We start from the raw sequence: 24422 nt of genomic DNA, 5'->3' as shown, positions 1-24422 counted from the left end.
CGATCTTGCGTCACATCTACCGCTGCCCCCTGCGCTGGTCGGACATGGATGCGTACGGCCATGTCAACAACGCGATCTTCCTCCGGTATCTGGAGGAAGCCCGCATCGACTTCCTGTCCCTGCGGGGCAAGGAGTCCAGGCAGGGGTCCGTGGTGGCGCGCCATGAGATCGACTACAAGCGGCAGCTCGTGCACCGGCCCGACCCGGTGGACATCGAGCTGTGGGTCACCGAGATCAGGGCCGCGTCCTTCACCGTCACCTACGAGGTGAAGGACGAGGACCTGGTCTATGTACGGGCCTTGACCGTCGTCGTGCCGTTCGACTTCGAGACACAACGGCCGCGCCGGATCACCTCGGAGGAGCGGGAGTTCCTCGAGGGGTTCCGGGACGACACCGAGGAGGAGGCCGTCGCCGCATGACGGTGCTCCACCTCGCCGACGAGGGGGAGGCGGCGGACCTCGCGGCCTTCCTCTCACGGCTGCTCCACTACGACCGCGGTGCCGCGGTACGCCTCCAGGCCGCCGGGACCGCGCTCGCCGTCTTCGGGCGCCCGCCGTCCTTCGAGGTGCTCGCGATCCGCGCGGTGCGGCTCGCGAAGCCGTACGAGAAGGGGCTCGACGTCACGCTCGACGTGACCGTGTCCGCCGGTGAACTCCTGGAGACGGTGGACGAGTCGGCCGCGACGGCCGGCGTTCCGGCCGCGGTCACCGGGCCGCCCTGGGCGGGCGTCCTCCCGCCGCGCGGCGGCTGGCGGCCCGAGCCCGGGCTGCCCGCGCCCGATGCCCTGCGGGCCATGGTCGGCGCGGCGGTCGCGGAATTCCGTTCCCGTACGGGGGAGTTGGCGCCCGAGCTGCGCACCCGCGCCGAGCTCGACCGCATCGGACGGGAGATCTGGTCCCGGACGGTCGGCAACACACACCTCCCGGTACGGGCCGCGCACGCGGCACAGTCGCTCGGGTTCCTCCGCTCCACGCAGGGCGCCGGGGGCCTGGCGCTGGTCTCGTCGGGCGCCTGGCTGCGGCTGCGCACGCCGTACGGATCGATTGCCGTCCGGCGTACGGGACTTGGGGCGCTGGACGTCAGCGTCCGGTAGTCGTCCGACCAGGGCCGCCGGTCATCCGGCCGGCGGCCACAACGCGGCGGTGAGTCCGAAGCCGATGACACCCATCGGGGTCGTCAGGGTCGTCCAGGTGTGACGCCGCTCGCCACCAGCACTCACGTGATCAGTCGCTGTCGTCCGGTCGTACGGCGATGTGGTCCGGCTCCAGTTCCAGGGCCACGCGGTCGCGCATGCCCAGGGCCTCGGTGTACTCGGCGGGGAGCTGGAGGCGGCCGGCGCGGTCGAGCATCGCGTACTCGCGGGCGACCACCGTTTCGTGGCCGGTGGTCGCGTCGACCTCGCTGCGGCGCAGGACCTCGGTGGAGGTGCGGCCGTCGCGGATGGCGACCGTGCGGCGGACCTCGTCGGCGACCGCCTGGTCGTGGGTGACGATGACGATGGTGGTGCCCAGGTGCTCGTTCGCGGTGCGGAAGGCGGCGAAGACCTGTTCCGCGGTGTGGGAGTCGAGTTCGCCGGTGGGTTCGTCGGCGAGCAGGACCGCGGGTTTGTTGGCGAGGGCCACGGCGATGGCGACGCGTTGCTGCTGGCCGCCGGACATCTGGTGGGGGCGGCGGTCGCGGCAGTCGGCGATGTCCAGCAACTCCATGAGTTCCAGGGCGCGTTCGGTGTGCAGGCGGCGCTCTTTCCGGGCGCCCGCGAGTTGCATCGGGAGGGCGATGTTCTGGGCCGCGGTGAGGTAGGGGAGGAGGTTGCGGGAGGTCTGCTGCCAGACGAAGCCGACGGTGGTGCGGCGGTAGGTCAGGCGGTCCTTCGCCGTCATCGTGAGGAGGTTGTGGCCGGCTACGCGGGCGGTGCCGGCGGTGGGGGTGTCGAGGCCCGCCAGGATGTTCATGAGGGTGGATTTGCCGCTGCCCGATGCGCCTACGAGGGCCATGAGTTCGCCCTCGTGGACGAGGAGGTCCAGGCCTTGGAGGGCCTGGACCTCTGTGCCGTCCGTGGTGAAGATGCGGACGAGGCGGTCGCAGGTGATGAGGGCGTCGTGGCCGTAGGTGGGGCGGTTGCGGTGGGCTGCGGCGCGGTTTGCCAGGTCGGTGAGGGTGGGATTTGCCGGGGGCATCGGGGTCTCCTGGGCATCGGCTCGGTGGACAGTGGCCCGGGGCGGGGGTTGCTGTGGGGGTGGGTGCGCTCGCCGGCGCCGGCGGGGTGCCGCTCTCTTTGGGTCGGGTGCCGCTCTAAGCGGCACGATCGCCCGCAGCTAGGGTGGCGGGGCAGCTGTGGCGGTTGCGGCGGCACGACTGCCCGAAGCTAGGGCGGTGCGCCCCCCGTCCCCTGTCTCATCTCGCGTCCCCCGCCCTCAGCTCCGCCACCGCTCCCCGCCGCCCCGTCCACCAGGCCTGAACCCCCGCAACCCCCACCGTCACCAGGACGATCGCCGCCGCCGGGACGACCAGCGACATCGCATCCGTTCGCAGCACTGCATCCGTCGCCGGTGCTCGGGCCGAGGCCAGTGCGATGGTTGTCAGGTCTACGCCCGGTGACAGGAGCCGGATCGTCGCCCAGCCCGTGAGGGTGCCACCGGCCGCTGCCAGGACCGCCTGGGGCAGGGACTCCAGGATCAGCAGGCGGCGGCCCTGGGTGCGGGTCAGGCCCATGGTGCGCAGGCGGGCCAGGAGGGCCGTGCGTTCGGGGGCTGTGCGGAGGAGGGACACTAGCAGGGCCAGTACGGCGTAGCCGGCGCCCGCGGCGACCGCCGTCGTGTAGACGCGTTCGGCGCCGGTCTGGAGGGGGGAGTCGGCGTATCGGGCGCGTTCCTCGGTGCGTAGTTGTACGTCCGCCGAGCCGGGCGCCGTTCTGCGCAGGGCGGGCCCGTTCAGGTGGGTGCCGGTCAGCAGCAGTGCGGTGGGGAGCGACGCCGGTCCGTTCAGGCCGGCGCGGTCCACGACCAGGAAGTTGTCGCCGGTGACGGCAGGGGTGCGGTCCCGGACGACGGCGATGCGGACGGTGACCGTGGTGCCGTCCTCCAGGCGTACCGGGAAGGGCCGGGTGCCGTAGGTCCTCGCCACCGCAGGGGAGGCGAGTGCCGGGAGCGCGCCGTGGCCCGACTTCTCCCTCAACTCCCCTTCGGGGAAGGGGCCGAGGCCCGTCCGGCTCGTCAGTTCCGCGTAGTCCCGCGGGTCCACCCCCGCCAGCGGCACCGACCGGGTGAGGTCGGTCGGCTTGGCCTGGTACGTGATGCTCACGACCGCAAGCTGCTGTACGCCGGGCGTCCGGCGGATCCGGTCCGGCAGACCCGGCGGCAGCGGGGACGTCGTCTCGATGCGGGCGTCGGCGCCGACCGCGAGAAGGGCCGCCTGGTCGCGGGCCTCGCGTACGCCCGCGAGGACCGAGCCGCCGAAGGCCGCCGTGGTGAGGGCGGTGAGCAGGGCCAGCAGGGGCAGCACCGCTGAGGCGGAGGTGCGGCCCGCCCGGGCCAGTGACAGGTGGCCCAGGGCGCCGCGCAGCCGGGCCGCCGGACGGGCCAGGCCGCGCAGCGGGAGCGGGTAGAGGCGGACGAGCATCAGGGCTGCGACCACCCCCACCAACACCGGTGCCAGCGCGGTCAGTTGATCGCCTGTCGTGCCCCGCCTGCGCAGTGTCTCGACCGCGCCCAGGGCCACCACGACCAGGGTGAGCTCGGCGACCGTACGGCGTCGGGACGGCCGTACGGAGGTCACGTCCGCGCGGCCGCCGTGGATACGGACGGCCCGGTGCACGGCGGCCGCCCGCAGGGGCAGGGCCGCGCAGGCGACCGCCGTGACCGTTGCCGCCGCGGCGATCGCGTAGGAGGCGCGGCCGCCGGGGAGCGCGAGCAGGGCGACCGCCAGCCCCGCGGCCCCTGCGGGGAGCGCGGCCACCGCGGTCTCGGCGAGCAGGCGGCCCGCCAGGCCGGGCAGGGACGCGCCGCGGGCGCGCAGCAGGGTGAGTTCGGCGCGGCGGCGGTCGGCGGCCAGGCCGCCCGCCATCAGCAGGACCACGGCGGCGACCGTGCCGGTGCCGAAGGCCGCGACGGCCACGAGTGGGCGGACGCCCGACCGGAGACCGGTGAAGCCGCCCAGTACGTCGTCGAGGTCGGTGCTCACCGTCGTGGTCGGGTCCGTGAGCGTGCGGACCTTCCGTAGGACGGGGCCGGCCTCGAGGGACGCGACGGCCGACTTCAGGCGGTCCACCTCGTGGGCGTGGAGGGCGGCGGGCGAGGGGGCCAACTGCCAGTAGCGCCAAGCGCTTCCGGCTGTGCCCAGCATCGCCGGGGCCGCCTCGGGGGCGAGCAGCAGAGAGCCGACCCAGTACTTGTCGGGGTCGGCGCCGTTTCCCGGCAGCAGGACGAGGTCGGGGGTGCGCAGAAGGGGCTGGGCGGCCCAGTAGGCGCCCCCGGGGTCGCGCGGGGTGACGATGCCGGTGACGCGGACGGCGAGCGGGGCGCGTTCCTCGCCGGGTACGTGGATGACCGAACCGACCTTGATGTGCAGGCGCTCGGCGGTCTCGACGGTGACGGCGGCTTCCACCCCGGCGGTGGCGGCGGTGACCCGGCCGGCGGTGCGCGGGAGGCGTCCGCTGCGTACCGTCGCGTGGTCGGCGAGGCCGTGCTGCGCTGCGAGGGACATCTGCGCCGGCAGACCGCTCGGCCGGGGCAGCCAACGGTCCGGTACCTCCTGGGGGTTGGTGCGCACCCCGTACGTCGACTGGTCCGGGTCGACGACGAGCGGCCCCGGCACGGCGGCACGGACCTTCGTGTACTGCGCGGCGAGCGTGCCGGGGAGCAGCGCCTCCTCGCGCTGCTCCCGCGGCAGAAGCAGACTCGGCTGCCGCGCCCACACACCTACGCCGGTGGTCGCGGGCCGCGCCCGCTCGACGGCCCGGCGCAGAGCGGCGTCCTCGTACCGGTCGACCGCCCGCGGGAAGGCGGCCGCGAGGCAGGCGGTCAGCGCCACCAGCAGCGCCAGCGCACAGGCGGCACCGGGCGCGGCACGCAGCCGCGTAAGGACCCAGGGAGCCGGTACCGCATTCATGTCACTCACCCCCCTGCTCCCGCAACGACATCACCGGATCCCCGCGCCGCACCGCCAGCGCCGCCGTCACGAGCAGCGGCGTCACCGCCACCGCCGCCAGCAGTACGGCGACGTGCGGCACCGGCAGTTCGACCAGCACCCGCGGCACGGGGCGGGTGGCCTGCGCCGTCAGCACGATCAGCGGGATCACCGCCCGGGCCAGCACCGTCCCGAGGGCCGTCCCCACCACCAGAGCCAGTGCCACCAGGACGCCCTGCTCGACGGCGATCATGCGGGCCAGGCGGCGGCGCGGGGCGCCCAGGGCGCGGAGCACCGCCAGTTCGGCGCCCCGCTCCCGCAGGGACCCCGCCGCGCTCACCGCGAAACCGACGGCGGCCAGCGCCGCCGCCACCCCGGCCGCCGCCGCGAACGCCGCCTCCGCGCCCGCGCCGAACGGATCGTCCCGCAGCCGGGCGGCCGTCTCGTCCCGCACCACGACCTGCGCCGGATCCAGTTCGGGCAGTGCCCGCAGGGCCGCCGCGACCTCGGCCGACTTGCCGGGGCCGGTCCGCAGCCACCACTCCGTGGGTGTGGCGCTCGTCCCGTACCGCGTCTCCAACAGCCGGTTCACGGACCGCAGATCGACCAGCAGGGCGCCCCCGTCGGCATCGCCGGTCGTCGGCAGCTCCCGTACCGCACGCACGATCCGCACGGGCACGTTCTCGCCGCCGACGGTCACGTCCACCCGCTGCCCGGTGCGCGCGGCCGCCGAGGTGAGGAACCGGTCGGTCGCCACCGCCGTGATCTCGGGCGGCCTCGGCTGTACGACCTGCACCCGCACCGTCAACGACGCGGTGACCCAGGTGTCCTCGGCCGGCACGTACCCCGTGCCGTACTCGACCGTGGGCGGTCCCGACGAACTCATGCCCGGCTTCGTCGGGTTCGTCCTCTCGTCCGGCGAGGAGACCTGCCCGTCACTGCGCACGGACGCCTTCCAGGAGGCGGGCAGCGGCACCTTCCGTACGTTCCCGCCCACCTCGGTCGCCGTCAACTCGCCCAGAGTAAGGCGATGTTGCTCGGGCTCCCCGACCGGCTGGGGCAGCACCAACTGCACACCCGTGAGCGTCAGCGACCCCTTGGAGACGGGAACGTTGAGCGCATGCGCCCGCCCGTCGCCGGGAAGCTCCCCGGCCGGCACCTGGTACGGCGTCCCGTACCGGTCCACCAGCGTGACCGTCACGTCCGCCGCGGCGCCCGCCCCGTTCCGCGAGGAGCTGTGCAGGGCCGCCGTCAGCCGCAGCCGGGCGGTGCCCGCGGGCACCTTCGAGCCGGCCGTCGGCGCCTTCGGGCCCAGGGATGCGAGCAGCGGCCGTACCGGCTGCGAGGCCAGGTCCCGGCGCATCAGCACCGTGTCCGCCGCCTGCGCCGTGTCCAGCGCCAGCAGTGCCGCCGTGCGGTCGCCGGACAACGGCAGGTCCGCACGGAGGGCCGGGGCGACCTCCCGCACGTGCGGAATCGCCGCGTAGGTCTCCGTGCGTCCGAGGCCGTCCTCCCCGGCGGCGAGGACACGCACCGGCGCGCCCGCGCCGAAGTCCGCCTGGTCGTCCTGCGAGCGGTTCCAGGAGGCGCGCTGCCCGATCGCCAGCATGCCGAGCGCGACGGCCAGGACCAGCAGCAGCACCGGGCCCGCCCCGCGCATCGGGCGGCGGCTCAGCTGCCAGCCCGCCAGCGCCGCCGTCAGCCCGCGCCCGCCGGCCGCCCGGCGCTCGGCGAGCCGCGCCACCAGGGGCAGCAGCCGCAGCGTCAGCACCGTGCCGGCGAGCAGTGCGAGTGCCGGGGCGGCGACCAGCAGCGGGTCGATGCCCAGGGTGCCGGCTTTGTCGCCGTTCACGGCGCCCGAGTTCTGCCGGCTCAGCTGCCAGTACGCCACGGCGGCCACGGCCAGGAGGCCCAGGTCGGCGCCCGCGCGCACCGGGGCGCCTGCCGCGCGTGCTGTGCGGCTGGGAACTCGGTTGCTTCCGTCGTTGGCTGAGTGCGGATGCGTCGTGGCTTGTCGCGCCCCGCGGCGGAGCCGCATAGCGATACCGCCCCGCGCCCCTTCAGGGCGCGGCCGATCCGCACGGCCCTTAAGAGGTCCGGCCCGGTTCGGTTCTGGGCCACCCCCGGCCTTCAAGGGGCGCGGGGAACTGCGCGACCAGCCACGACGGACCCGCAGTCGATCCACAGCCCATCCCGGCACATCCCGCGGAGCGCCCGGCAGCGTCACGGCCAGGGCGCACCCCGACCCCACAGCCCCCGCCACCACCCACACCCCGAGCCCCCCGCCCGCAGGCACCTCCAGTCGTAGCCCGATCCGTGCCAGTGCCCCCTGGCCGGCCAGGAGTCGAGTGAGCGGGCCCGACAGCAGGGGCCCGCACAGCACCGCGGGCGCCGCCAGGCACAGCGCCTCCAGGGCGGCGAGCGCCGCGACCCGCGCGCGGGAGGCGCCGCGCGCCCGCAGCAGCCGCACCTCGCCCGCGCGCTCGGCGCTCAACAGCCGGGCTACGAGCAGTAGCGCACAGCAGGCCAGCAGCGCCAGCTGCAACGCGACGATCAGCAGGGTCGAACGGGACACGAGCAGCGAGCGCTCGACGCGGTCCAGAACGCCGGGCAGGGACGTGCCCGCGGCCGTCGTGCCGCTGAGCGCGGGCTGCCTGCGCAGGGCGGCCCCGCCCGCTCCGGCCGCCTTGCGCAGCTCGTCGATCCGCCCGGTCGTCAGCGCCGAGAAGTCGGCCGACGCCAGCCACCCGGACGGGCCGGCGCTCACCTTTCCGCCGCTCAGCACGCCGGGGGCGGCGAGCAGCGGGCCGTACGTCGTGAAGTCGACCGTGGTGACGCCCCGGCCGCCCAGGTCGTCCAGCCGCCAGTAGGGCGCGTCCGCCCGGGCGGGCCGGTACAGGCCGGTGAGCGTGACGTGCACCTTCGGGCCGCCGAGCCGGTCGACGAGGGTGAGACGGGCGCCGGGCTTCAGACCGAGACGCCGGGCGGCGGTCTGCGGGAGCGCCGCCTCGATGCCGGCGCCGGAACCCGTCCGGGGCGCCCGTCCCGACATGAACCGCACCTGGGTCGGGTCCAGCGCCGCGACATAGGTCAGAGCGGGGTTCCCGGACCGCTCGGCCGGCGGCTGCAGCGAGCGCGGCAGCGCGTACGGGCCCGACCGCACCAGGGTCCGCACGGTCACCGGCAGCCCGTCGAACGTCCGCCGCGCGCCCCGCCGTACGGCCTCGTCGGCGGCGGCGCGCCGGTCCGCCGGGACGTCGGCCTTCACGATCAGCGCGGCGTCGGCGGCGTTCTGCGGGTCCTGCAGCGAGTGGCGCAGGGCCGCGTCACCGATCGCGCCCGAGTAGGCGGTGAGGGTCGCGAGGACGGCCGTGGTCAGCAGGACGGTGAGCAGCGCGGCGGCGAGCAGCAGGCGGTGCGCACGGGCACGTAACAGGACGAACCGTGCCACCGCACCGAACGCCGTCACGCCCAACCCCCCGTGGTTGTCCAGACTTCCGAGCGATGCTGTCAGAGGGGGCGGGCCTCGGTAAGCGCTTGTACGGCGGGCTTGACCGGATCGTGACCGGATTCCGGCGCAGTACGACCGGAATCCGCACGTCATGCGGTCAGGTTCAGCCCGGGGTGTTCACCATCGAGGCCGCGGCGTACGTCAGGTACTTCCACAGCTGCTGCTCGTGCTCCTCGGACAGCCCGAGCTCGTCGACGGCGTCCCGCATGTGCCGCAGCCAGGCGTCGTGCGCCTCGCGGTTCACGGTGAAGGGGGCGTGACGCATGCGCAGCCGGGGGTGGCCGCGGTTGTCGCTGTACGTCGTCGGGCCGCCCCAGTACTGGATCAGGAACAGCGTGAGGCGCTCCTCGGCCGGGCCGAGGTCCTCCTCGGGGTACATGGGCCGCAGCACCGGGTCCTCGGCCACACCCTCGTAGAAACGGTGCACGAGACGGCGGAAGGTCTCCTCCCCGCCGACCTGCTCGTAGAAGGTCTGCTCCTGAAGCGTGCCGCGCCGAATCTCGGTCACTTTGAGCTGCCTCGCATGGGTTGTTCCGGTCCGCCCGAGTCTTTCTGCCGGGGGTCCGGGGGTTGTCCCCCGGGAAAATGCAGTACGCTCCCCATGCTCTCAGACCGTGCGGAGGAGGACTTGAGGCTTAGGTCCCCGCCCTGGGGCCGGGAAGCGGACATTCCGGATCTGGCGGCTTCGGTACTCGCCTCGTGCCCCCTCCCGCAGGACAGTGGACGTATGGGCGCAGCTGCTCTCGACAAGGACCTGGACGACCTCGCGGCCACCGCGCGGGCGGCGCTCGTACGGGAGATCCAGGCGAGCGGGGCCTGGGACGACGACCCGGTGTGGCGGGAGGCGTTCGAGGCGGTCCCGCGCCATCTCTTCGTGCCGTACTACCACGTCGCAGTCGTGGGCGGCTACGAGCGGCGATGGGGCGAGAGCCCTGATCCACGAACACGCGAGCGGTGGATGCGCGGGGCCTACGAGGACGCCCCGCTGGCCACCCGGCTGCGCGACGGCGAGCTCCTCTCCTCCAGCAGCCAGCCGTCGCTGATGGCGAAGATGCTGGCCGAGCTGAGGGTCGAGGACGGCAACCGGGTCCTGGAGATCGGTGCGGGCACCGGCTACAACGCGGCCCTGCTGGCCCACCGGCTCGGCGAGGACGACCTGGTCACCACCGTCGACCTGGAGCCGGAGATCACCGAGTCGGCCCGGCAGCACCTGGCCGCCGCGGGTTACCACCCGGCAGTCGTCACCGGCGACGGCGCGCGCGGAGTCCCCGAGCGTGGCCCCTACGACCGGATCATCGCCACCTGCACCCTGACCTCGGTCCCGCGCGCCTGGCTCGCCCAGTGCAACCCCGGTGCCCGCATCCTGGCGCCGTTGGCCACCGGCCTGATCGCCCTGACGGTCCGGGACCGCGCCCACGCCGAGGGCCGCTTCCTGCACACGCCCGCCTACTTCGTACCGCTGCGCGGCGAGGCCCGGCCCGAGCCGGAGTCGGTCCATCTCGGCGCCATCCCCCGCCGGGCCAGGGACCACGAACTCTTCCGCTTCCTACTGGCACTGACCCGCGGCAGCATCGATCCACAGGAGGCGTTCGCCCTGTGGGAGCGCGAGCAACAGCCGGAGCGCCAGCGCTATGGCATCACGGTCAGCGGCGAGCAGGAGTGGGCATGGCTGGACGACCCGGAGGGGCCGTACGCATGGCCTCTCCAGTGAACCCGGGGGTGACGGGAGCGCCCCAAAGGGGCGCGGGGCTGTGTTGGGCATGCGGCTCCGCCGCGTGGGCGCGATCAACCACAACGGCGCCGCACCCTGCAACGGCGCCGGCTATCCACGGCGAATAGTGATCGTTGTCCACGCCCCCACGTGCACACGATCCCCATCCTGCAACGGCACCGGCACAAAAGGTTGAATCGGCTCATCAGAGCCGTTGACAGTCGTACCGTTCGTCGAGTTCTGGTCCACGACCGCCCAAGTGCCGTCCGGCTGCTGCACCAGCACCGCGTGCTGGTGCGAGACGCCCGGATCCTCCGGCGGCACCGCCAGGTCGATGTCGGGGGTGTCGCCGGTGGAGTGCCGGCGACGGCCGATGGTGATCTGGTTGCCGCTGAGGGTGCGCTGCTGCTCCGGCGAGTACGCGGGCAGGTTGAGGCCCGCCGCCTCCGGGCCGGAGCGCTGCATCATCGCCATGAAGTACTCGCGGTCCGGACCGATGGTGGCCGTCCAGGTCACCGGCCCGCCGTGCGTCTGCGGGAAGCCCTGGCCGGGCGGGGGCGCCTGGGTCGGGCCGGGCTGCGGATAGCCGTAGCCACCACCCTGACCGGGACCACCGGGGCCACCGGGGCCGGGACCGCCGGACGGCGGGGAGATCACCCAGTCGTCGTCACCGCCGCCGAAGGACGGACCGCCTTGCTGCGGCGGACGTCCCGTCTCCTGCGGGAAGCGGGGCGGGGCCGGCGGACCGGGCTGCTGGAACGCCTGCGGGGCGCCGCCGGGGCCACCGGGGCCACCGGGGCCTCCGTGCGGTGTGGGCCCGGGTGGCGGCGGGACCGGACGCGAGGGGTCGGGGCCGAAGCCGGACCGGTCGGCGAACGGGCTCGGCGGACCGGAAGGCTCGGTGCCGAAGGGGTTCGGCGGCGGGCCCGAGGGCTCGTTGCCGAACGGGCTCGGCGGGATCGGCTCGGCCGGGCGGTTCATCTGGGACGGACGCGAGCCCTGGTACTCGTACGAGTCGCCGCCGCCGTACGACGGTCCGGGCGGCTGCTGCTGGAAGGGCCCGCCGGGGCCCTGGCCGGGCGCCGGCGGGCGCGGGGCGGCCGGGGTGTACGAGGTCGCGGTGTTCGTCAGGAAGTTCCACCGGCACTCCTCGCAGAACGGCGCACCGCCCTCACGGGGCGTACGGCACTGCGGGCAGAGCTCCGGCTCGTGGTCCGGCACCGCGGACAGCGGCGGTCGGCCGCCGTGCTGAGGGCCCTGGCCGGGCGGCGGGAAGCCGTAGCCGCCGCCGGGCGGGGGCGGCGGGGGAGGGGGCGGAGGCACGGCACCGGCCATGCGGTGACCGCAGACCTCGCACCAGTCGTCGGAACCCGACTGGTGTCCGTTCGGGCAGGTCGGCATGTCGGCGCTTCCCCCTCTCTTTCAGGAATTCTCTTCAGGAAGCTTCGCTCAGAGAGCTTCTCTTCAGGAAACCTCTACGTCACTTCTTTACACGAACAGTCTTTGTCGACCGTGTCTCGAGAGTCATCTCGTCGGCCTCCTCGACCTTCGCTTTCAGTCGCACAGTACCTGTCGCGGCATCGACCACGTCCACCACCTTCGCAAGCAGTTTCGCAGTATCCGCGTTTCCGGAGGCGCTGGCGAGCTGAACGGCCCGGCCCAGTTTGGCCGTTGCTCCATCCATATCGCCCGCTTTGCGAAGATCCAGCCCTTGTTGGATGGCCTGTGCCAGTTCGGCCTGGCCGGTGTAGTGGGCGACCTGCGGGTTGATCGACGTGGAAGCCACCATGTCGTCGGTCCACACGGCCCTGACGAGGCCCTGGGCGCCGAGGTTCTGTGCGCCGCCGTCGGGCTGCGGGACGACCAGGGAGACCCGGGCGGCGAGCATCTCCTGGCCCAGGCCCGCGGCCGGGACCTCGACGCATACGTGGTAGTCACGGGACTCGTCCCCCCAGGAGCCGGTGGGGTAGTCCCCGGCGCGGGGGCCCGCCTCGGTGCGGCGGCCGGTCAACTCCTCGACGGTGGGCGCGACCTGCTTGACGAACTTGATGGCGGTGCCGACCGGCGTCCACAGCCTGAGAGCGACGTCGGCGACCTCCTTGCCCATGGCCGTCTCCATCATCTGCGTGAAGTCGGCGGCGAGGCCGGACGGGTCGGCGACGATGTCGGCGGTGCCGAGCAGCGCGGAGGCGATCCCTGTGACTTCTTTCACTTCCCAGTCGGTGCCCACGCCGCGTGCGTCACAGGTGAACCGTCCGGCACAGGAGTCCAGGGCGGCCTTGAGATCCTCCGGTGACTCGTGCTCGTTGCGGCCGTCGGTGAGCAGGATGCCGTGCCGGATGGCGACCTCGTCCGAGGAGAGCAGGCGGTCGGCGAGCTTCAGCCAGGTGCCGATGGCGGTGCCGCCGCCCGCGCTCAGCTTGCGCAGGGCCTCCTTGGCCTGGCTGCGGGTGGCGGCGTCGGCGACCGCGAGACGCCCGCCGCCCGGGTAGACCTCCTTGGCCACGTGCGTGCCGCCGATCACCGCGAAGTGCACCCCGTCGCGCAGGGTGTCGATCGCGGCGGCCGTCGCGTCGCGGGCGTTGCGCATCTTGGTCGGCGGGTAGTCCATCGAGCCGGAACAGTCGACCATGATCGCCACCCCCGCGGCCGGGCCCTGCCCAGGCGCGTAGAGGTGGGGCGCGGCGACCGCGCTGCCGACAGTGCCGCCGCCGGTGGCGGTGACCGTGACGATGGCGTTGACCTCGCGGCCGCCCTCCGGCAGGTACTCGTTCTGGTACACGTCCATCGAGAACTGCGGCACGTTGGACTTCGAGAAATTGGCCATGCCTACTCAAATCCCCCTCGGAAACCCCGCGTTCGCGGGGCGACGACTGTATGCGGACCGGTCCCCTCCGGTCCGCTGAGGCATCCCCGTATACGGCCTCAGGCCGATCCTGCCCCCTGAGGCACGGCCGGGAACGGCACGACGGCCACTGTTACGTTGTCGTGGCCCCCGCCGTCCAGGGCGTGACCGACCAGCACACGGGCGCTGTGCAGCGGACGTACGGCGGCATCCGGCGGCACGACCTCGGCCATCTCCTCCGCGGCCTCCGCGTAGTTCCACAGTCCGTCCGTGCACACCACCACTACACCCGGCCGGTCCGGCTTGAAGGAAGCGGTGTGCGGCTCCAGTTCGTAGGCGTCCGCGCCGAGCCAGCCGGTGATCGCGTGGGCGCGCTCGTCGGCGTACGCCTCGGCCTCGCTCATCAGGCCCGCGGAGACCATCTGCGCGGCCCAAGAGTCGTCCTCGGTGAGCCGGGCCGGGGGCGAACTGCGGTCCACCGGCACCCAGTAGGCGCGGCTGTCGCCGACCCAGCCGACGACCAGCAGCCCGGACGTCACGACCGCGCCCACGATCGTGCAGGCGGGCGCGTTCTGGTGCGGGGAGTGCTCGCGGGCGGTGGCAGGCTCGTCGGCGAGGGCGTTGACCGCGTGCGAGGCGGCCACGATGGCGTCGTGCATGGCCTGCTGCGGGTGCGTGCCGCGCGGCAGGGCGGTGAGCAGCGAGTCGCCCGCGGCGCGGGCGGCGGCGAGCGACGCGTCGTCGGGCCGGGTCGCCGAGGAGACACCGTCGCAGACGATCGCCACGGACGCGGGGGCGCCGTCGGGCAGGGTGGCGGTGCCGATGCCGAACGCGTCCTCGTTGCGGTGGTGGCGCAGACCGCGGTCGCTGACGGCGGCCACCGGGCCGGACTCCTGCTCCATGTGGTCGCGCTCCCGGGGCTGGGCGTGCCCGCAGTTCTCGCAGTAGCCGTCGTTGTCGACGCGGCCCGCACGGCAGGCCACACACAGCTTGGCCTCCTCGGCGGACGCGGCGAGAGAGGCGACGCGCGGGTCCGGGGCCTGCAGCGGGTACTCGTCGGGCACCGGCGGCCGGTCGAAGCGCACACCGGAGGCGGGGGAGACCGGCGATCCCGTCGGCGGCTGCGGCGGCAGCGCGGAGCCGCCCGAGTCCGTGCCCTGCAGGTCCGTCGGCAGATGGGGTGCCGCCGGGGTGTCGGAGCCGCCCGGCGCGGCGGCGACGGGCCAGGGCGCACCGTCGACACCGGCGCCGTCGGCCTCGCCCGGCTGCAGGCCCGAGCCGTTCAGGGCGATCGTCGGATGGTCGTCCGGCCGTGCAGGCACGACGGACAGGTCGTATCCGCACGCACCGCAGAAACGGTCACCCGACTCGAGCGGCCACTCGCAGCTCGGGCAGTTCGACAGGGCGGCCTGCTGGGGCATCTGCGACATCAACTACACCCACGTCCGGGGGCGGTAACGGTTTGCACGTTCCACCAGGTCGATCCTCTCCTCGCCGCCCCGCGCCAGCCGGGCCAGCGTGCGGTACGAACGCTCCAGGCCGAAGCGGAGTCCCCGCTCGTCCAGTTCGCTGCCGAGCAGCACGCGCTGCGTGGCGGGCGCTACTACCTGGCCCCCGGAGAGTATCCAGTCCAGCGCGCAGCCGAGGACTTCGGCCGACAACTGCTCCCGGCGCGCCGGATCCAGACCGTACGCGTCCAGCGCCTCGACCTGCCCGGCGGCGGCCTTCAGGTCCTCGAGGAACGGTACGTCGGAAGCGGCCGCCGTGCGCCCGCGCAGCCGCGCCCGTACGGCGGCCACCCGCGCCGCCGTGTAGTGGATCGACGACTCCGGCACCGACTCCAGCGTCCGTACGGCACTGCGCCGGTCCCCGGCCGCGAGCTGAACGCGGGCCAGGCCGAACGCGGCGCTCACATAGCTGGGGTCGGTCGACCAGACCAGGCGGTAGTACTCGGCCGCGTTGTCCAGCTGGCCCAGCACCTCCGCGCACAGGCCGAGCGCGAGCTTGGGCGCGGGCTCGCCGGGGAACGCGTCGTAGATCGCGTCGAAGGCGAGCGCCGCGCCCTCCTCGTCGGCGGTCACCAGTGCGGCCACGCCCCGGTACCAGACGACCCGCCAGTCGTCGGGCCGCTCCGTCTCCAGGGTCTGCAGGGCGTTGAGCGCGGTGGCCGAGTCGCCGTTCTCCAGCCAGGCGCGGATCTGCCTCAGCCGGGTCTCGACCGAGGCGGCCGGAGCGGCGGCGAGCGCCCCGAGCAGCTCGGCCGGCGCGGTCGTCATCAGGCCCGCCAGGAAACCCGCGTTCGGGTCGGAGGGGTCGACACGGGGGACGGGCAGGGCGAGGGCCGCGGTGGGGGAGTTGACGTGCTTGACGAGGGCCGCGGTGCCGCCCGACGCGGGGAGCTGCGGCTGCTGCCCCTTCCGCGGCTGCACCGCCCGCGCCCCGAGCCGCGACACGTCCCCCGCCAGCTTCGGGAACAACTCCGTGTCCGTGACCTTCAGTTCGGGTCCGAACAGCGTCGACAGCGCGGGCCGCGCACGCCCCGTCTGCAGCGACACCACCTCACGCAGCACGCCCGTGAGCTGCTCCGCCATCTCCTGCGCGGAGGCGAACCGGCGGGCCGGGTCGGGGTCGGTGGCGCGCACCAGGAGCCGGTAGAAGGACTCGTACTGGCGGAAGACCTCGATGTTGTCGGGGTCGGGCAGGGAGTCCACGAAGACGTTCGTGTAGCCCTGGAAGTCGAAGGACAGCACGGCCAGCGTGCGCGCGACCGTGTACAGATCGCTCGCCACCGACGGGCCGACCTCGGCGACCTCCGGCGCCTGGTAGCCCACCGTGCCGTAGATGGCCGACTCCTCGTCGTCCATCCTGCGCACCGCGCCCATGTCGATCAGCTTGAGCTGGTCCTCGGTCTGGATCGCGTTGTCGACCTTGAAGTCGCAGTACAGCAGGTTGCGGCTGTGCAGATGGCCGAGCGCCTCCAACGCCTCGATGCCGTACGCGCAGGCCTGCTCCACCGGCAGCGGATCCCGCTTCCCGGTCGGTGTACGGCGGTCGTTGGCGATCTCCTTCAGCGACTTGCCGCCGACGTACTCCATGACGATGTAGCCGTCGAGCGAACCGGTGCGCTGGTCGAGGTGCTCAACGAAGTTGTAGATCCGCACGATGTTGGAGTGCTCGATCTCGGCCAGGAAGCGCCGCTCGGAGATCGCCGCCGCCATCGCGTCCTGGTCACCGGTGTCCAGCAGGCCCTTGAGGACCACCCACCGGTCGGAGACCGCCTTGTCCACCGCGAGGTAGACCCAGCCGAGGCCGCCGTGCGCGAGACAGCCCACGACCTCGTACTGGCCGTGCACCACGTCGCCGGCCTTCAGCTTCGGTACGAAGGAGTACGGGTGGCCGCACTTGGTGCAGAAGCCTTCCGTACGGCCAGGCCGCTCCCCGCGCGCCCGGCCCACCGGCGCCCCGCAGTCGGAGCGCGAGCAGAACCGCTTGCGCTCGGGCACCTCCGGGTTCTCCAGCACCATCGCGCGCGGATCGGGCCGCGGCACGTCCGGCACCTGCACCAGGCCCACGCCCAGCCGGCCGCGGGAGCCGGTGCTGGTGCCGGAACCGGAGCTGCGCACCGACACCGAACGGCCCGTGGACCTGCCCGACAGGGAGCGCGAGAGCCGCCCCGACACCGAGCGCCGGGACTTCGACGACTGCGAGGACGTACGCGAGCTGCCGCGGCTGCCCGCCCGTGAACTGCCGCTGTCCTGCGAGCCCTTGCCGCCGCCGGTGATGCCGGTGGCCGGCGAGCTCACCATGCCCTTCGCCGACACGACCGGCGCGAGACCGCAGGTGTCGCAGTACAGCTCGCCGCCGCCCACGTCCTCGTACGTGCCCTCGCAGTCCGGTCGTTGACAGGTCTGCTGTGCCTCACTCATGACGTCTCCCCCCTGCGGTCCTGCGGCCCGCCCTGCGGCGGCACGCGCGGGGCGCCCAGCACCTCGGCAGCCGCCTGCTGGTAGCGCAGCACGGCCTGTTCGGCGACGCGCAGGTCGCACGGTGCGCTCCACAGCATGCGGCGCGCCGCGTCGTACCGCTCGATCAGGAACGGATCCTCGGCGTACCCGAGCCGGGCGACCTTCGCCTTGTACGCGTCGAGACGGCCGCGCAGCTCGGCGCGGACCGCCAGTGGCGCGGTGACCGCGGTCAACGACTCGCGGGCGCGCAGCAGTTCGTCCTCCGCCTTCTGCTCCAGGGACTCCAGGAGCGGGGACAGGCGGTGCCACTGGGCGTGTCTGCGGTACTCGGCGGCCGTCGCCAGCTGCTCCTGCAGCACGGTCGGCGGGCCGCTGACGACGGGCACCTCCGTGGCAGCGATCTTCGCGAGGACCTCCCCGCGCGCGTTGCGTGCCTCCGCGAGCGTGCGGTCTGCGCGGCTGAGCACGTCCCGCAGCTTCACCAGCCGCTGCTCCGCGTCCTGCCGGACGGTGAGCACGGCGTCGATCTCCCGGCGCACCTCCTCGAGGGCGCGCGCCTCCCGGTCGTACACCGTGGTGTCCGGGCGGCCGCCGCCCGGCGCCGAACTCCCCTGCGCGGGAACCCAGTACGCGAGCGGGTCGGAGATCACCTGCTCGCGCAGGGCGGTCAGGGTGCGGGTGATGCGCTCCAGGTCGTCGCCGGAGGGGTGCTCGCCGGGGCGCACACCGACGGAGTGGGCGAGCGTACGGGTGCGCTGGAGTTCCGCGGCCAGTAAATCGATCCGGGCGGGCAGCGCCGACCAGACCGCGTCGGCCGCGACCACCATGTCCAGGCTCGTCGCATACAGCTCGTTCATCAGGTCGACCAGGGTGGCCAGGGAGAACTGCCGGCTCAGCTTGCCGGGGGCGGACAGCAGCGTCGGTGCGTTCGCCGCGGCCGTCGTCGAGCCCGCGACCGTGACGGACTCGCCGCGCAGCAGCTCCGTCAGCTCCACCAGGTCCTCGCGGCTGGACCAGCGGCGGCGGGAGCGGATCGCCTGGGCGGAGCGCAACGCGTCCGTGTACGCGTCGAAGTACGCCCACAGCAGCGTGATCGACGCCTCCGCGGCAGCCCAGCGCTCCTTGGTGATGCCGGTCAACTGCGCACCCTCGAGGAGTCTGCGGCCCGCGTGGTCCTGCAGGGCGAGGAGCGAGGTCTCGATCGCCTCGTGCTCCGCGCCGAGCCGCGCCAGCGCACGGTCCACCTCGTCCCGGTCCATCACCGGCCCGGCGGGGTCCGTGACGCCCATCGATCACCTCTCGCTGCTGTCGTGTTCCGTCGTGTTGTGCCGTACGTCCGTCAGTTGATGGTCGGTCACTTGTAGTGGGCTTCGGGAGGGGTCGCCGACGCCGACTTCTTGTCGCCCTGGTCCATGGTCGGGTGCAGCCACTTCTCGTACGAGGCCGCCCAGGCGCCGTCCTTGATGTAGTTCTGCAGGGTTCGGTTGACCTGGCGTATCAGATCCCGGGAGCCCAGCTTCATCGCCACGCCGTAGTACTCGTCGCTGAACAGGCCGCCCTTCAGCTGCACCGTGGGGTCCTGTGCGGCCTGGCTCGCGGCGAGCGCGCCGTCCGTGACGACCGCGTCGACCTCGCCGAGCTGCAACTTCACCAGGCAGTCGAGCTGGTTGGGGACCACCGTCCGGATGTCCGCGCCGGTGGGGAGAGTTCCCTTCCCCTGGTCCCCCTGCAGTCGCTCCAGGGCCGTCGAACTGTCCGCCGAGCAGATCTTCTTGTGGGCGAGGGTCTTGTTGTATCCCGTGATCGCCGAGGTCCGCGGGGCGAGGACCTGCTGTCCGGTCCTGAAGTAGGGAGCGGAGAACGCGACTTGCTTGATCCGGTCGCAGTTGATCGTCATGGTGCGGACCACCATGTCGACCTCGTCGTCCTGAATTGCCTTGACACGGCGGCTGGTGGGGATGGCCTTGAACGAGACCGCGTCCGCATCGCCCAGGATGTCCTTGGCGATCTGGTGGACGAGGTCGATGTCGAAGCCCTCCGGCGCACCGGACGTGTTGTTCGGGTTGAGATAGCCCCAGCGGTAGCTGTTGGTGTCGATGCCGACGATCAGACGCCGGTCCTTGCGGGCCTTGATCCTGTCGATGATCGGGGTGCTGCTGTCGACGCCCGACGGTGACAGGCTGCGGTCCTGCGGGGCGTCGCACTTGGCCGCCGCCCTGACCTGCAACCCCTGGGCGACACCCTGGCCGCCGATGCCCGCGGCGTCGTCCGTGCCGCTCGACTGGGTCAGGGGCAGCAGCAGCACGAACGCCAGGGCCAGGGCGCACAGAGCCGCCATCGCGCCGACCCCGCCCCAGCCCCGGAGGCCGGTCCGCAGACGTTGTGCCAGACGCTTTGCATCCATCGTCACGCCCCCTCTCACCGGTACTCCGACAGCCTGCGCCCGATGCCGACCACCGCGCCGGCCGCACCCAGCACCGCGAGGACCGCGGCCCCGTACGGCAGGCCCGTCAGCGCGTCCTTGCCGTCACCCGCGGCCTGCTTGAACTCGGCCTGCTCATGGTCGAGCGCCGTCTCCAGAGCGATGTCGATGTTGTCGAAGCACTCGCTCGTCGGGTCCTTGCCGACACCGATGACCTTGTCCCGGGCCTGCTGGTACTCGCCCTTGTCGTTCCAGCCCTGCGCGACCTCGTGCCGCTGCTTCCACGCCTTCATGAAGCCGTTCGCGTTCTGTACGGGTTTCCGGCCCGCCGAGTCGTCCGCGAGACCGTCGGCCCTGGTCAGCGACTTGGCCAACTCGTCGATCTGCTCGTCGTACCCTGCGGCGTAGGCGTCCACCGGACTGCCGCCCACCTTCTTGGTGTCCGCGCCGCGGCGGATCAGGCTGAGGTTCTCGTCACTGCGGGCCGTCAGGGACGCGATACGGGCGTCGTGCAGCACGTTCAGCGAGCGGACGCCGTGGTTGTACGAGGAGTTCAGCCCCGAGCGGGCGACCGTGTGGCCGACGACCAGCCAGAGCAGCACCACCACGGACGCGGCGGAGGCGGTCACCAGGCCGTGGTTCAACACCCGGTTGGTGCGCAGGTAGTTGCGGCGCTGGGCCCAGGCCAGCCCGCCGAGGGCGAGCAGACCGAGGCCGATCGCGGCCCAGGGGAACGACTTCGCGTCCGCGTAGTCGGAGCTCAGCCTCTGGTTCTCCTTCTGGTACAGGGCCTCGGCCTTCGGCAGCATCTGCTTCTGCATCTGCTCGTTCGCCGCGCGCAGATAGGCACTGCCCACCGGGTAGCCCTGCCGGTTGTTGGCCCGGGCCGTCTCGACCAGACCCTTGTACTGGGGCAGCAGCTTGTTGAGTTCGGCGATGGTCTTCGCCGACTCGGTTCCCGGCTCCGAACTGGAGGCGGCCGTGACCAGCTTCTCCGCGGCCCTCCTGATGCCGTTCTCGTACCGCTGCCGCGTCTCGGGCTTCTCCTGCGGGCCCGCGAGATAGCCGCTGGCCGCCGCCGTGTTGGCGTCGGCGAGCGAGCGGTAGATCTCGGCCGCGTCGGAGCTGAGCGGCTGGCTGCGGGTGAGCACGTCGTCGGCGGCCGTCGCCCGGGCCGTCATCTGCCAGGCGGTGACCGCACCGAACGCGACGACCAGGACGGCGAGGAGCGCACCGATGATGCGCAGCCGCCCGGGCTCCGTGGTCGCGGCCTCGCGCAGCCGGTCGACGCCCTCCGCGAAGGCCGTACGACGTGCGGAGACGACGTCGGGAACGGCTGCGGGGCCCGTCGGGGTGGGGGGAACGGGCGGGCCCGGCTGAGGCGGTACAGCCGGCATCGTGGGCACGGCGGTGCCCGGCCTTGCCGCGCTGCTCTTCGGCGGGTGTGTCACTTTTGACCTCCCCCATGGTCATCCGTCACAGCAAGTATCGCCGCCGGGACCGACATCCGCACCGGGTGCCTGCCGGCGGCTTGCAGGATCCCGCACGACCCCTGCCCATGAACACGTTCTGGGAATCAGTTCGGTTCCGTCTGGGGGCTGCCCTCGGCGGGACGGGTGCTTCGGCCCTTGAGGGGCCTCGTCCTCGAACTCCCCCACTCTCGGCTTCGCTCGAGCGGGGGGACCCCCACGACGGGCTGAAAATACCTGACGGCGTTCAGCCTTCGAAGTGTGCCCGTACCCTCTCGTGCACCTCCGCTTCCGCGCCCACCCTGTCCAGGCCCAGCAGTGCCGCCCCCAGCACCGGGCTCGCCGTCACCACCCGGGGTACTGCCTTCGGGGCGCGTGCGGTCAGCAAGTCGCGGATGCCGTCCGTCAGTTGGGGGTGCTGGGCGGCCAGGACGCCGCCGCCCAGGAGGACGGGGGTCTCCTCCTCCAGGAGGTCGAGGCGGGTCAGGGCCACCGTGGCCATGGTCACCACCTCGTCGGCCAGGCGGTCGACGATCGCGCGGGCGACCGGGTCGCCGTCCGCCGCCGTGGCGAAGAGGACCGGGGTCAGTTCGTGGCGGCGGGCGGGCGGTACCTGCTCCAGGTGGAGGGCCTCGACGAGGGCGAGCATGGTGTCGTGGCCGAAGTGGGCCGGCAGGGTGTGTGCGAGGGCGGTGGGGTCGCCGCGGCCGTCCTCCGCCCGTGCCGCGTGCCACAGCGCCTCCTCGGCGAGGCCCCAGCCGCCGCCCCAGTCGCCGGAGATGCGGCCGAGGGCGGGGAAGCGGGCGGTACGGCCGTCGGGGCGCATGCCCACGCAGTTGATGCCCGCGCCGCAGACGACGGCGACCCCCCGGGGCTCGGTGACGCCCGCGCGCAGGATGGCGAAGGTGTCGTTGCGGACCTCCACGCCCCCGCCCCACGCGCGCGCGTGCAGCGCGGCCGCCAGTTGCTCCTCCTCGACGGGGAAGTCGGCGTTGGCGAGGCAGGCGGAGACGTGGTCCACCGAGCTCACCGAGGCCGCGGCGAAGGCCCGTTCCACCGCCTCGGCGACCTTGTCGACGGCCGCCTCCACGCCCACCACGGGCGGCCGGAACCCGCCGCCGCGGGCCGTGGCGAGGACGGTACCGTCGGCCGCCACGACCGCGACGTCGGTCTTGCTGTTGCCCGCGTCGACGGCGAGGACACGTGCGGTCATGCCCACGCGAGATGCTCCCGGTTGTGTGCGATCAGTCGGTCGGTGAGGGCTTCTGCGTACTCGTACTGGCCGACGAGGGGGTGGGCGAGGAGGGCTTTGAACACCCGGTCGCGGCCGCCTCGCAGCGCCGCCTCCAGGGCCAGGTCCTCGTACGTCGTCACGTTTGCCATCAGGCCCGCGTACAGCGGGTCGACGGGCGGCACCGGCAGCGGGAGCGGCCCCTTCGGGCCCACCGCCGCCTGCACCTCGATCACCGCGTCGTCCGGCAGGAACGGCAGCGTGCCCCGGTTGAGCGTGTTCACGACCTGGTACGGGCTGCCGGCCGAGCCCAGCAGGGCGGCCGCCAGGTCCACCGCCGCCTCCGAGTAGTAGGCGCCGCCCCGCTTGGCGAGCAGCTCCGGCTTCTCGTCGAGGGCCGGATCGCCGTACATCTTGAGGAGGTTCCGTTCCATCTCGGCGACTTCGGCGGCACGGGAGGGCTTGGTGCGCAGTTCGCGTACGACCTCGTCGTGTGCGTAGAAGTAGCGCAGGTAGTACGACGGGACGACGCCCAGGCGGTCGAGCAGGGCCCGCGGCAGCCGCAGGTCGGCGGCGATCGCGTCGCCGTGTTCGGCGAGCAGCTTGGGCAGGACGTTCTCGCCCTCGGGGCCGCCCAGGCGTACGCCGGTCTCCCAGGTGAGGTGGTTGAGGCCCACGTGGTCGAGGTGGACGTCGGCCGGTGAGACGCCGAGCCGGTCCGCGAACTTGCGCTGGAAGCCGATCGCCACGTTGCACAGGCCGACCGCCTTGTGGCCCTCCTGCAGCAACGCGCGCGTGACGATGCCGACCGGGTTGGTGAAGTCGACGATCCAGGCGCCCGGGTTCGTACGGCGGACCCGTTCCGCGATGTCCAGCACCACCGGGACCGTGCGCAGCGCCTTGGCCAGGCCGCCCGCGCCGGTGGTCTCCTGGCCGACGCAGCCGCACTCCAGCGGCCAGGTCTCGTCCTGCTCACGGGCCGCCTGCCCGCCGACGCGGAGCTGCAGCAGCACCGCGTCGGCTCCTTCGACGCCGGCGTCGAGATCGTCGGTCGTCACGATCCGGCCGTCATGCCCCTGCTTGGCGAAGATACGGCGGGCCAGGCCACCCACCAGCTCCAGACGTTCGGGCGCCGGATCGACGAGGACCAGTTCCTCGACGGGCAGGGTGTCGCGCAACCGGGCGAAGCCGTCGATGAGTTCGGGGGTGTAGGTCGAGCCTCCGCCGACCACGGTGAGTTTCATGAATGGTTAACCCTTCACTCCGGTCAGCGTGACGCCCTCGACGAACGCCTTCTGGGCGAAGAAGAAGACGAGGATCACTGGGGCCATGACCAGCACGGTCGCCGCCATGGTGAGGTTCCAGTCGGTGTGGTGCGCGCCCTTGAAGGACTCCAGTCCGTAACTGAGCGTCCAGGCGCCCGGGTTCTCCGATGCGTAGATCTGCGGGCCGAAGTAGTCGTTCCAGGCGTAGAAGAACTGGAACAGGCCGACGGCTGCGATGCCGGGCTTGGCCATGGGCAGGACGACCTTCAGCAGGGTCCTGAAGTCGCCGCAGCCGTCCACCTTCGCCGCATCCACGTACTCGTTCGGGATGGTCATCAGGAACTGGCGCAGCAGGAAGATGGAGAACGCGTCACCGAACGCCATCGGGATGATCAGCGGCCACAGCGTGCCCGACAGGTCCAGCTGCTTCGCCCAGAACAGGTACATCGGGATGATGATCACCTGCGGCGGCAGCATCATCATCGAGATCACCAGCATGAGCGAGAGATTGCGGCCGCGGAAGCGGAACTTGGCGAGCGCATACGCCACGGGGATCGAGGACGCGACGGTAAGGACTGTTCCCAGTCCTGCGTAGATCAGCGTGTTCTTCCACCAGGTCAGGAAGCCCGGGGTGTCGAAGACCTTCTTGTAGTTGCCCCATTCCCAGGTGCGCGGGATCAGGTCCCGGCTGAGCGCCTGTGTGTCGCTCATCAGGGAGGTCAGGAACACGAACACGAAGGGCAGGACGAAGAAGAGTGCCGTCGCGACACCGAGGGAGTGGATCGCGACCCATTCGAGCAGGGCCCGGCGGCGGGCCGTGCGCTCGGCGGGGGAGGCCGGTGCCGTCAACTGCACGGGCTTGTCCAGTACTTGGGCCAT

Annotated in this window: 17 protein-coding genes; 3 read left to right on the top strand and 14 right to left on the bottom strand. The window is 72.7% G+C overall.

Annotation, left to right across the window (positions count from 1 at the left end):
- The first annotated feature begins 5 nt into the window (after positions 1-5).
- Positions 6-419, top strand: coding sequence for a thioesterase family protein (locus tag EDD92_RS17560; protein WP_123965199.1), 414 nt, complete (start codon positions 6-8; stop codon positions 417-419).
- The gene (locus EDD92_RS17555; RefSeq protein ID WP_123965198.1) at positions 416-1093 is read left to right on the top strand and encodes a hypothetical protein; all 678 of its coding nucleotides are present in this window, start codon (positions 416-418) and stop codon (positions 1091-1093) included. Before EDD92_RS17560 ends, EDD92_RS17555 begins: the two co-directional genes overlap by 4 nt.
- A gap of 130 nt (positions 1094-1223) precedes the next feature.
- Here EDD92_RS17555 and EDD92_RS17550 read toward each other — a convergent pair whose 3' ends face one another.
- The 4 genes from EDD92_RS17550 to EDD92_RS17535 all read right to left on the bottom strand — a co-directional run bounded on the left by EDD92_RS17550 (position 1224) and on the right by EDD92_RS17535 (position 9143).
- Complete coding sequence (locus EDD92_RS17550) at positions 1224-2177, bottom strand: ATP-binding cassette domain-containing protein (RefSeq protein WP_123965197.1); 954 nt, start codon at positions 2175-2177, stop codon at positions 1224-1226.
- A 217-nt stretch (positions 2178-2394) separates the two neighbouring features.
- On the bottom strand, positions 2395-5106 hold the full coding sequence (locus tag EDD92_RS17545; RefSeq protein ID WP_123965196.1) for an FtsX-like permease family protein: 2712 nt from the start codon (positions 5104-5106) through the stop codon (positions 2395-2397).
- Between the two features lies 1 nt (position 5107).
- On the bottom strand, positions 5108-8593 hold the full coding sequence (locus EDD92_RS17540) for an FtsX-like permease family protein (RefSeq protein ID WP_260326579.1): 3486 nt from the start codon (positions 8591-8593) through the stop codon (positions 5108-5110).
- Between the two features lie 145 nt (positions 8594-8738).
- The gene (locus tag EDD92_RS17535; RefSeq protein WP_123965194.1) at positions 8739-9143 is read right to left on the bottom strand and encodes a globin; all 405 of its coding nucleotides are present in this window, start codon (positions 9141-9143) and stop codon (positions 8739-8741) included.
- 219 nt (positions 9144-9362) lie between these two features.
- Here EDD92_RS17535 and EDD92_RS17530 point away from each other — a divergent pair, with 219 nt between their 5' ends.
- Positions 9363-10346: a methyltransferase domain-containing protein gene (locus EDD92_RS17530; protein WP_123965193.1), complete on the top strand. Its 984-nt coding sequence runs from the start codon at positions 9363-9365 to the stop codon at positions 10344-10346.
- A gap of 111 nt (positions 10347-10457) precedes the next feature.
- On the opposite strand, the gene EDD92_RS17525 is transcribed toward EDD92_RS17530, so the two are convergent.
- From EDD92_RS17525 to EDD92_RS17480, 10 genes are all read right to left on the bottom strand, one after another.
- On the bottom strand, positions 10458-11747 hold the full coding sequence (locus EDD92_RS17525; RefSeq protein ID WP_123965192.1) for an FHA domain-containing protein: 1290 nt from the start codon (positions 11745-11747) through the stop codon (positions 10458-10460).
- Positions 11748-11826: 79 nt separating this feature from the next.
- Positions 11827-13173 (bottom strand): VWA domain-containing protein, encoded by a 1347-nt coding sequence (locus EDD92_RS17520; RefSeq protein ID WP_123965191.1) that lies wholly within the window; start codon positions 13171-13173, stop codon positions 11827-11829.
- A gap of 98 nt (positions 13174-13271) precedes the next feature.
- On the bottom strand, positions 13272-14621 hold the full coding sequence (locus EDD92_RS17515; protein WP_123965190.1) for a PP2C family serine/threonine-protein phosphatase: 1350 nt from the start codon (positions 14619-14621) through the stop codon (positions 13272-13274).
- Positions 14622-14624: 3 nt separating this feature from the next.
- Positions 14625-17117 (bottom strand): serine/threonine-protein kinase, encoded by a 2493-nt coding sequence (locus EDD92_RS17510; RefSeq protein WP_123965189.1) that lies wholly within the window; start codon positions 17115-17117, stop codon positions 14625-14627.
- A complete protein-coding gene (locus EDD92_RS17505) occupies positions 17114-18445 on the bottom strand; it encodes a hypothetical protein (protein WP_123965188.1) in 1332 nt (443 codons plus the stop codon). Before EDD92_RS17505 ends, EDD92_RS17510 begins: the two co-directional genes overlap by 4 nt.
- A 65-nt stretch (positions 18446-18510) precedes the next feature.
- Entirely contained in the window at positions 18511-19560 is a 1050-nt protein-coding gene (locus EDD92_RS17500) for a glutamate ABC transporter substrate-binding protein (protein ID WP_123965187.1), read from the bottom strand.
- 14 nt (positions 19561-19574) lie between these two features.
- Positions 19575-20975: a hypothetical protein gene (locus tag EDD92_RS17495; RefSeq protein WP_260326578.1), complete on the bottom strand. Its 1401-nt coding sequence runs from the start codon at positions 20973-20975 to the stop codon at positions 19575-19577.
- Between the two features lie 319 nt (positions 20976-21294).
- Positions 21295-22266, bottom strand: coding sequence for an N-acetylglucosamine kinase (locus EDD92_RS17490; protein WP_123965185.1), 972 nt, complete (start codon positions 22264-22266; stop codon positions 21295-21297).
- Positions 22257-23522, bottom strand: a complete 1266-nt coding sequence (locus tag EDD92_RS17485) for a 6-phospho-beta-glucosidase (protein WP_123965184.1) — start codon at positions 23520-23522, stop codon at positions 22257-22259. The genes EDD92_RS17490 and EDD92_RS17485 overlap by 10 nt, the downstream gene beginning before the upstream one ends.
- Positions 23523-23528: 6 nt before the next feature.
- A complete protein-coding gene (locus tag EDD92_RS17480; RefSeq protein ID WP_123965183.1) occupies positions 23529-24422 on the bottom strand; it encodes a carbohydrate ABC transporter permease in 894 nt (297 codons plus the stop codon).

It is taken from the genome of Streptomyces sp. TLI_185, assembly GCF_003814765.1.
Classification (GTDB): Bacteria; Actinomycetota; Actinomycetes; order Streptomycetales; family Streptomycetaceae; genus Streptomyces.
The sequence above is the reverse complement of the archived record's forward strand: the minus strand, read 5'-3'. Positions and strand labels throughout refer to the sequence as shown.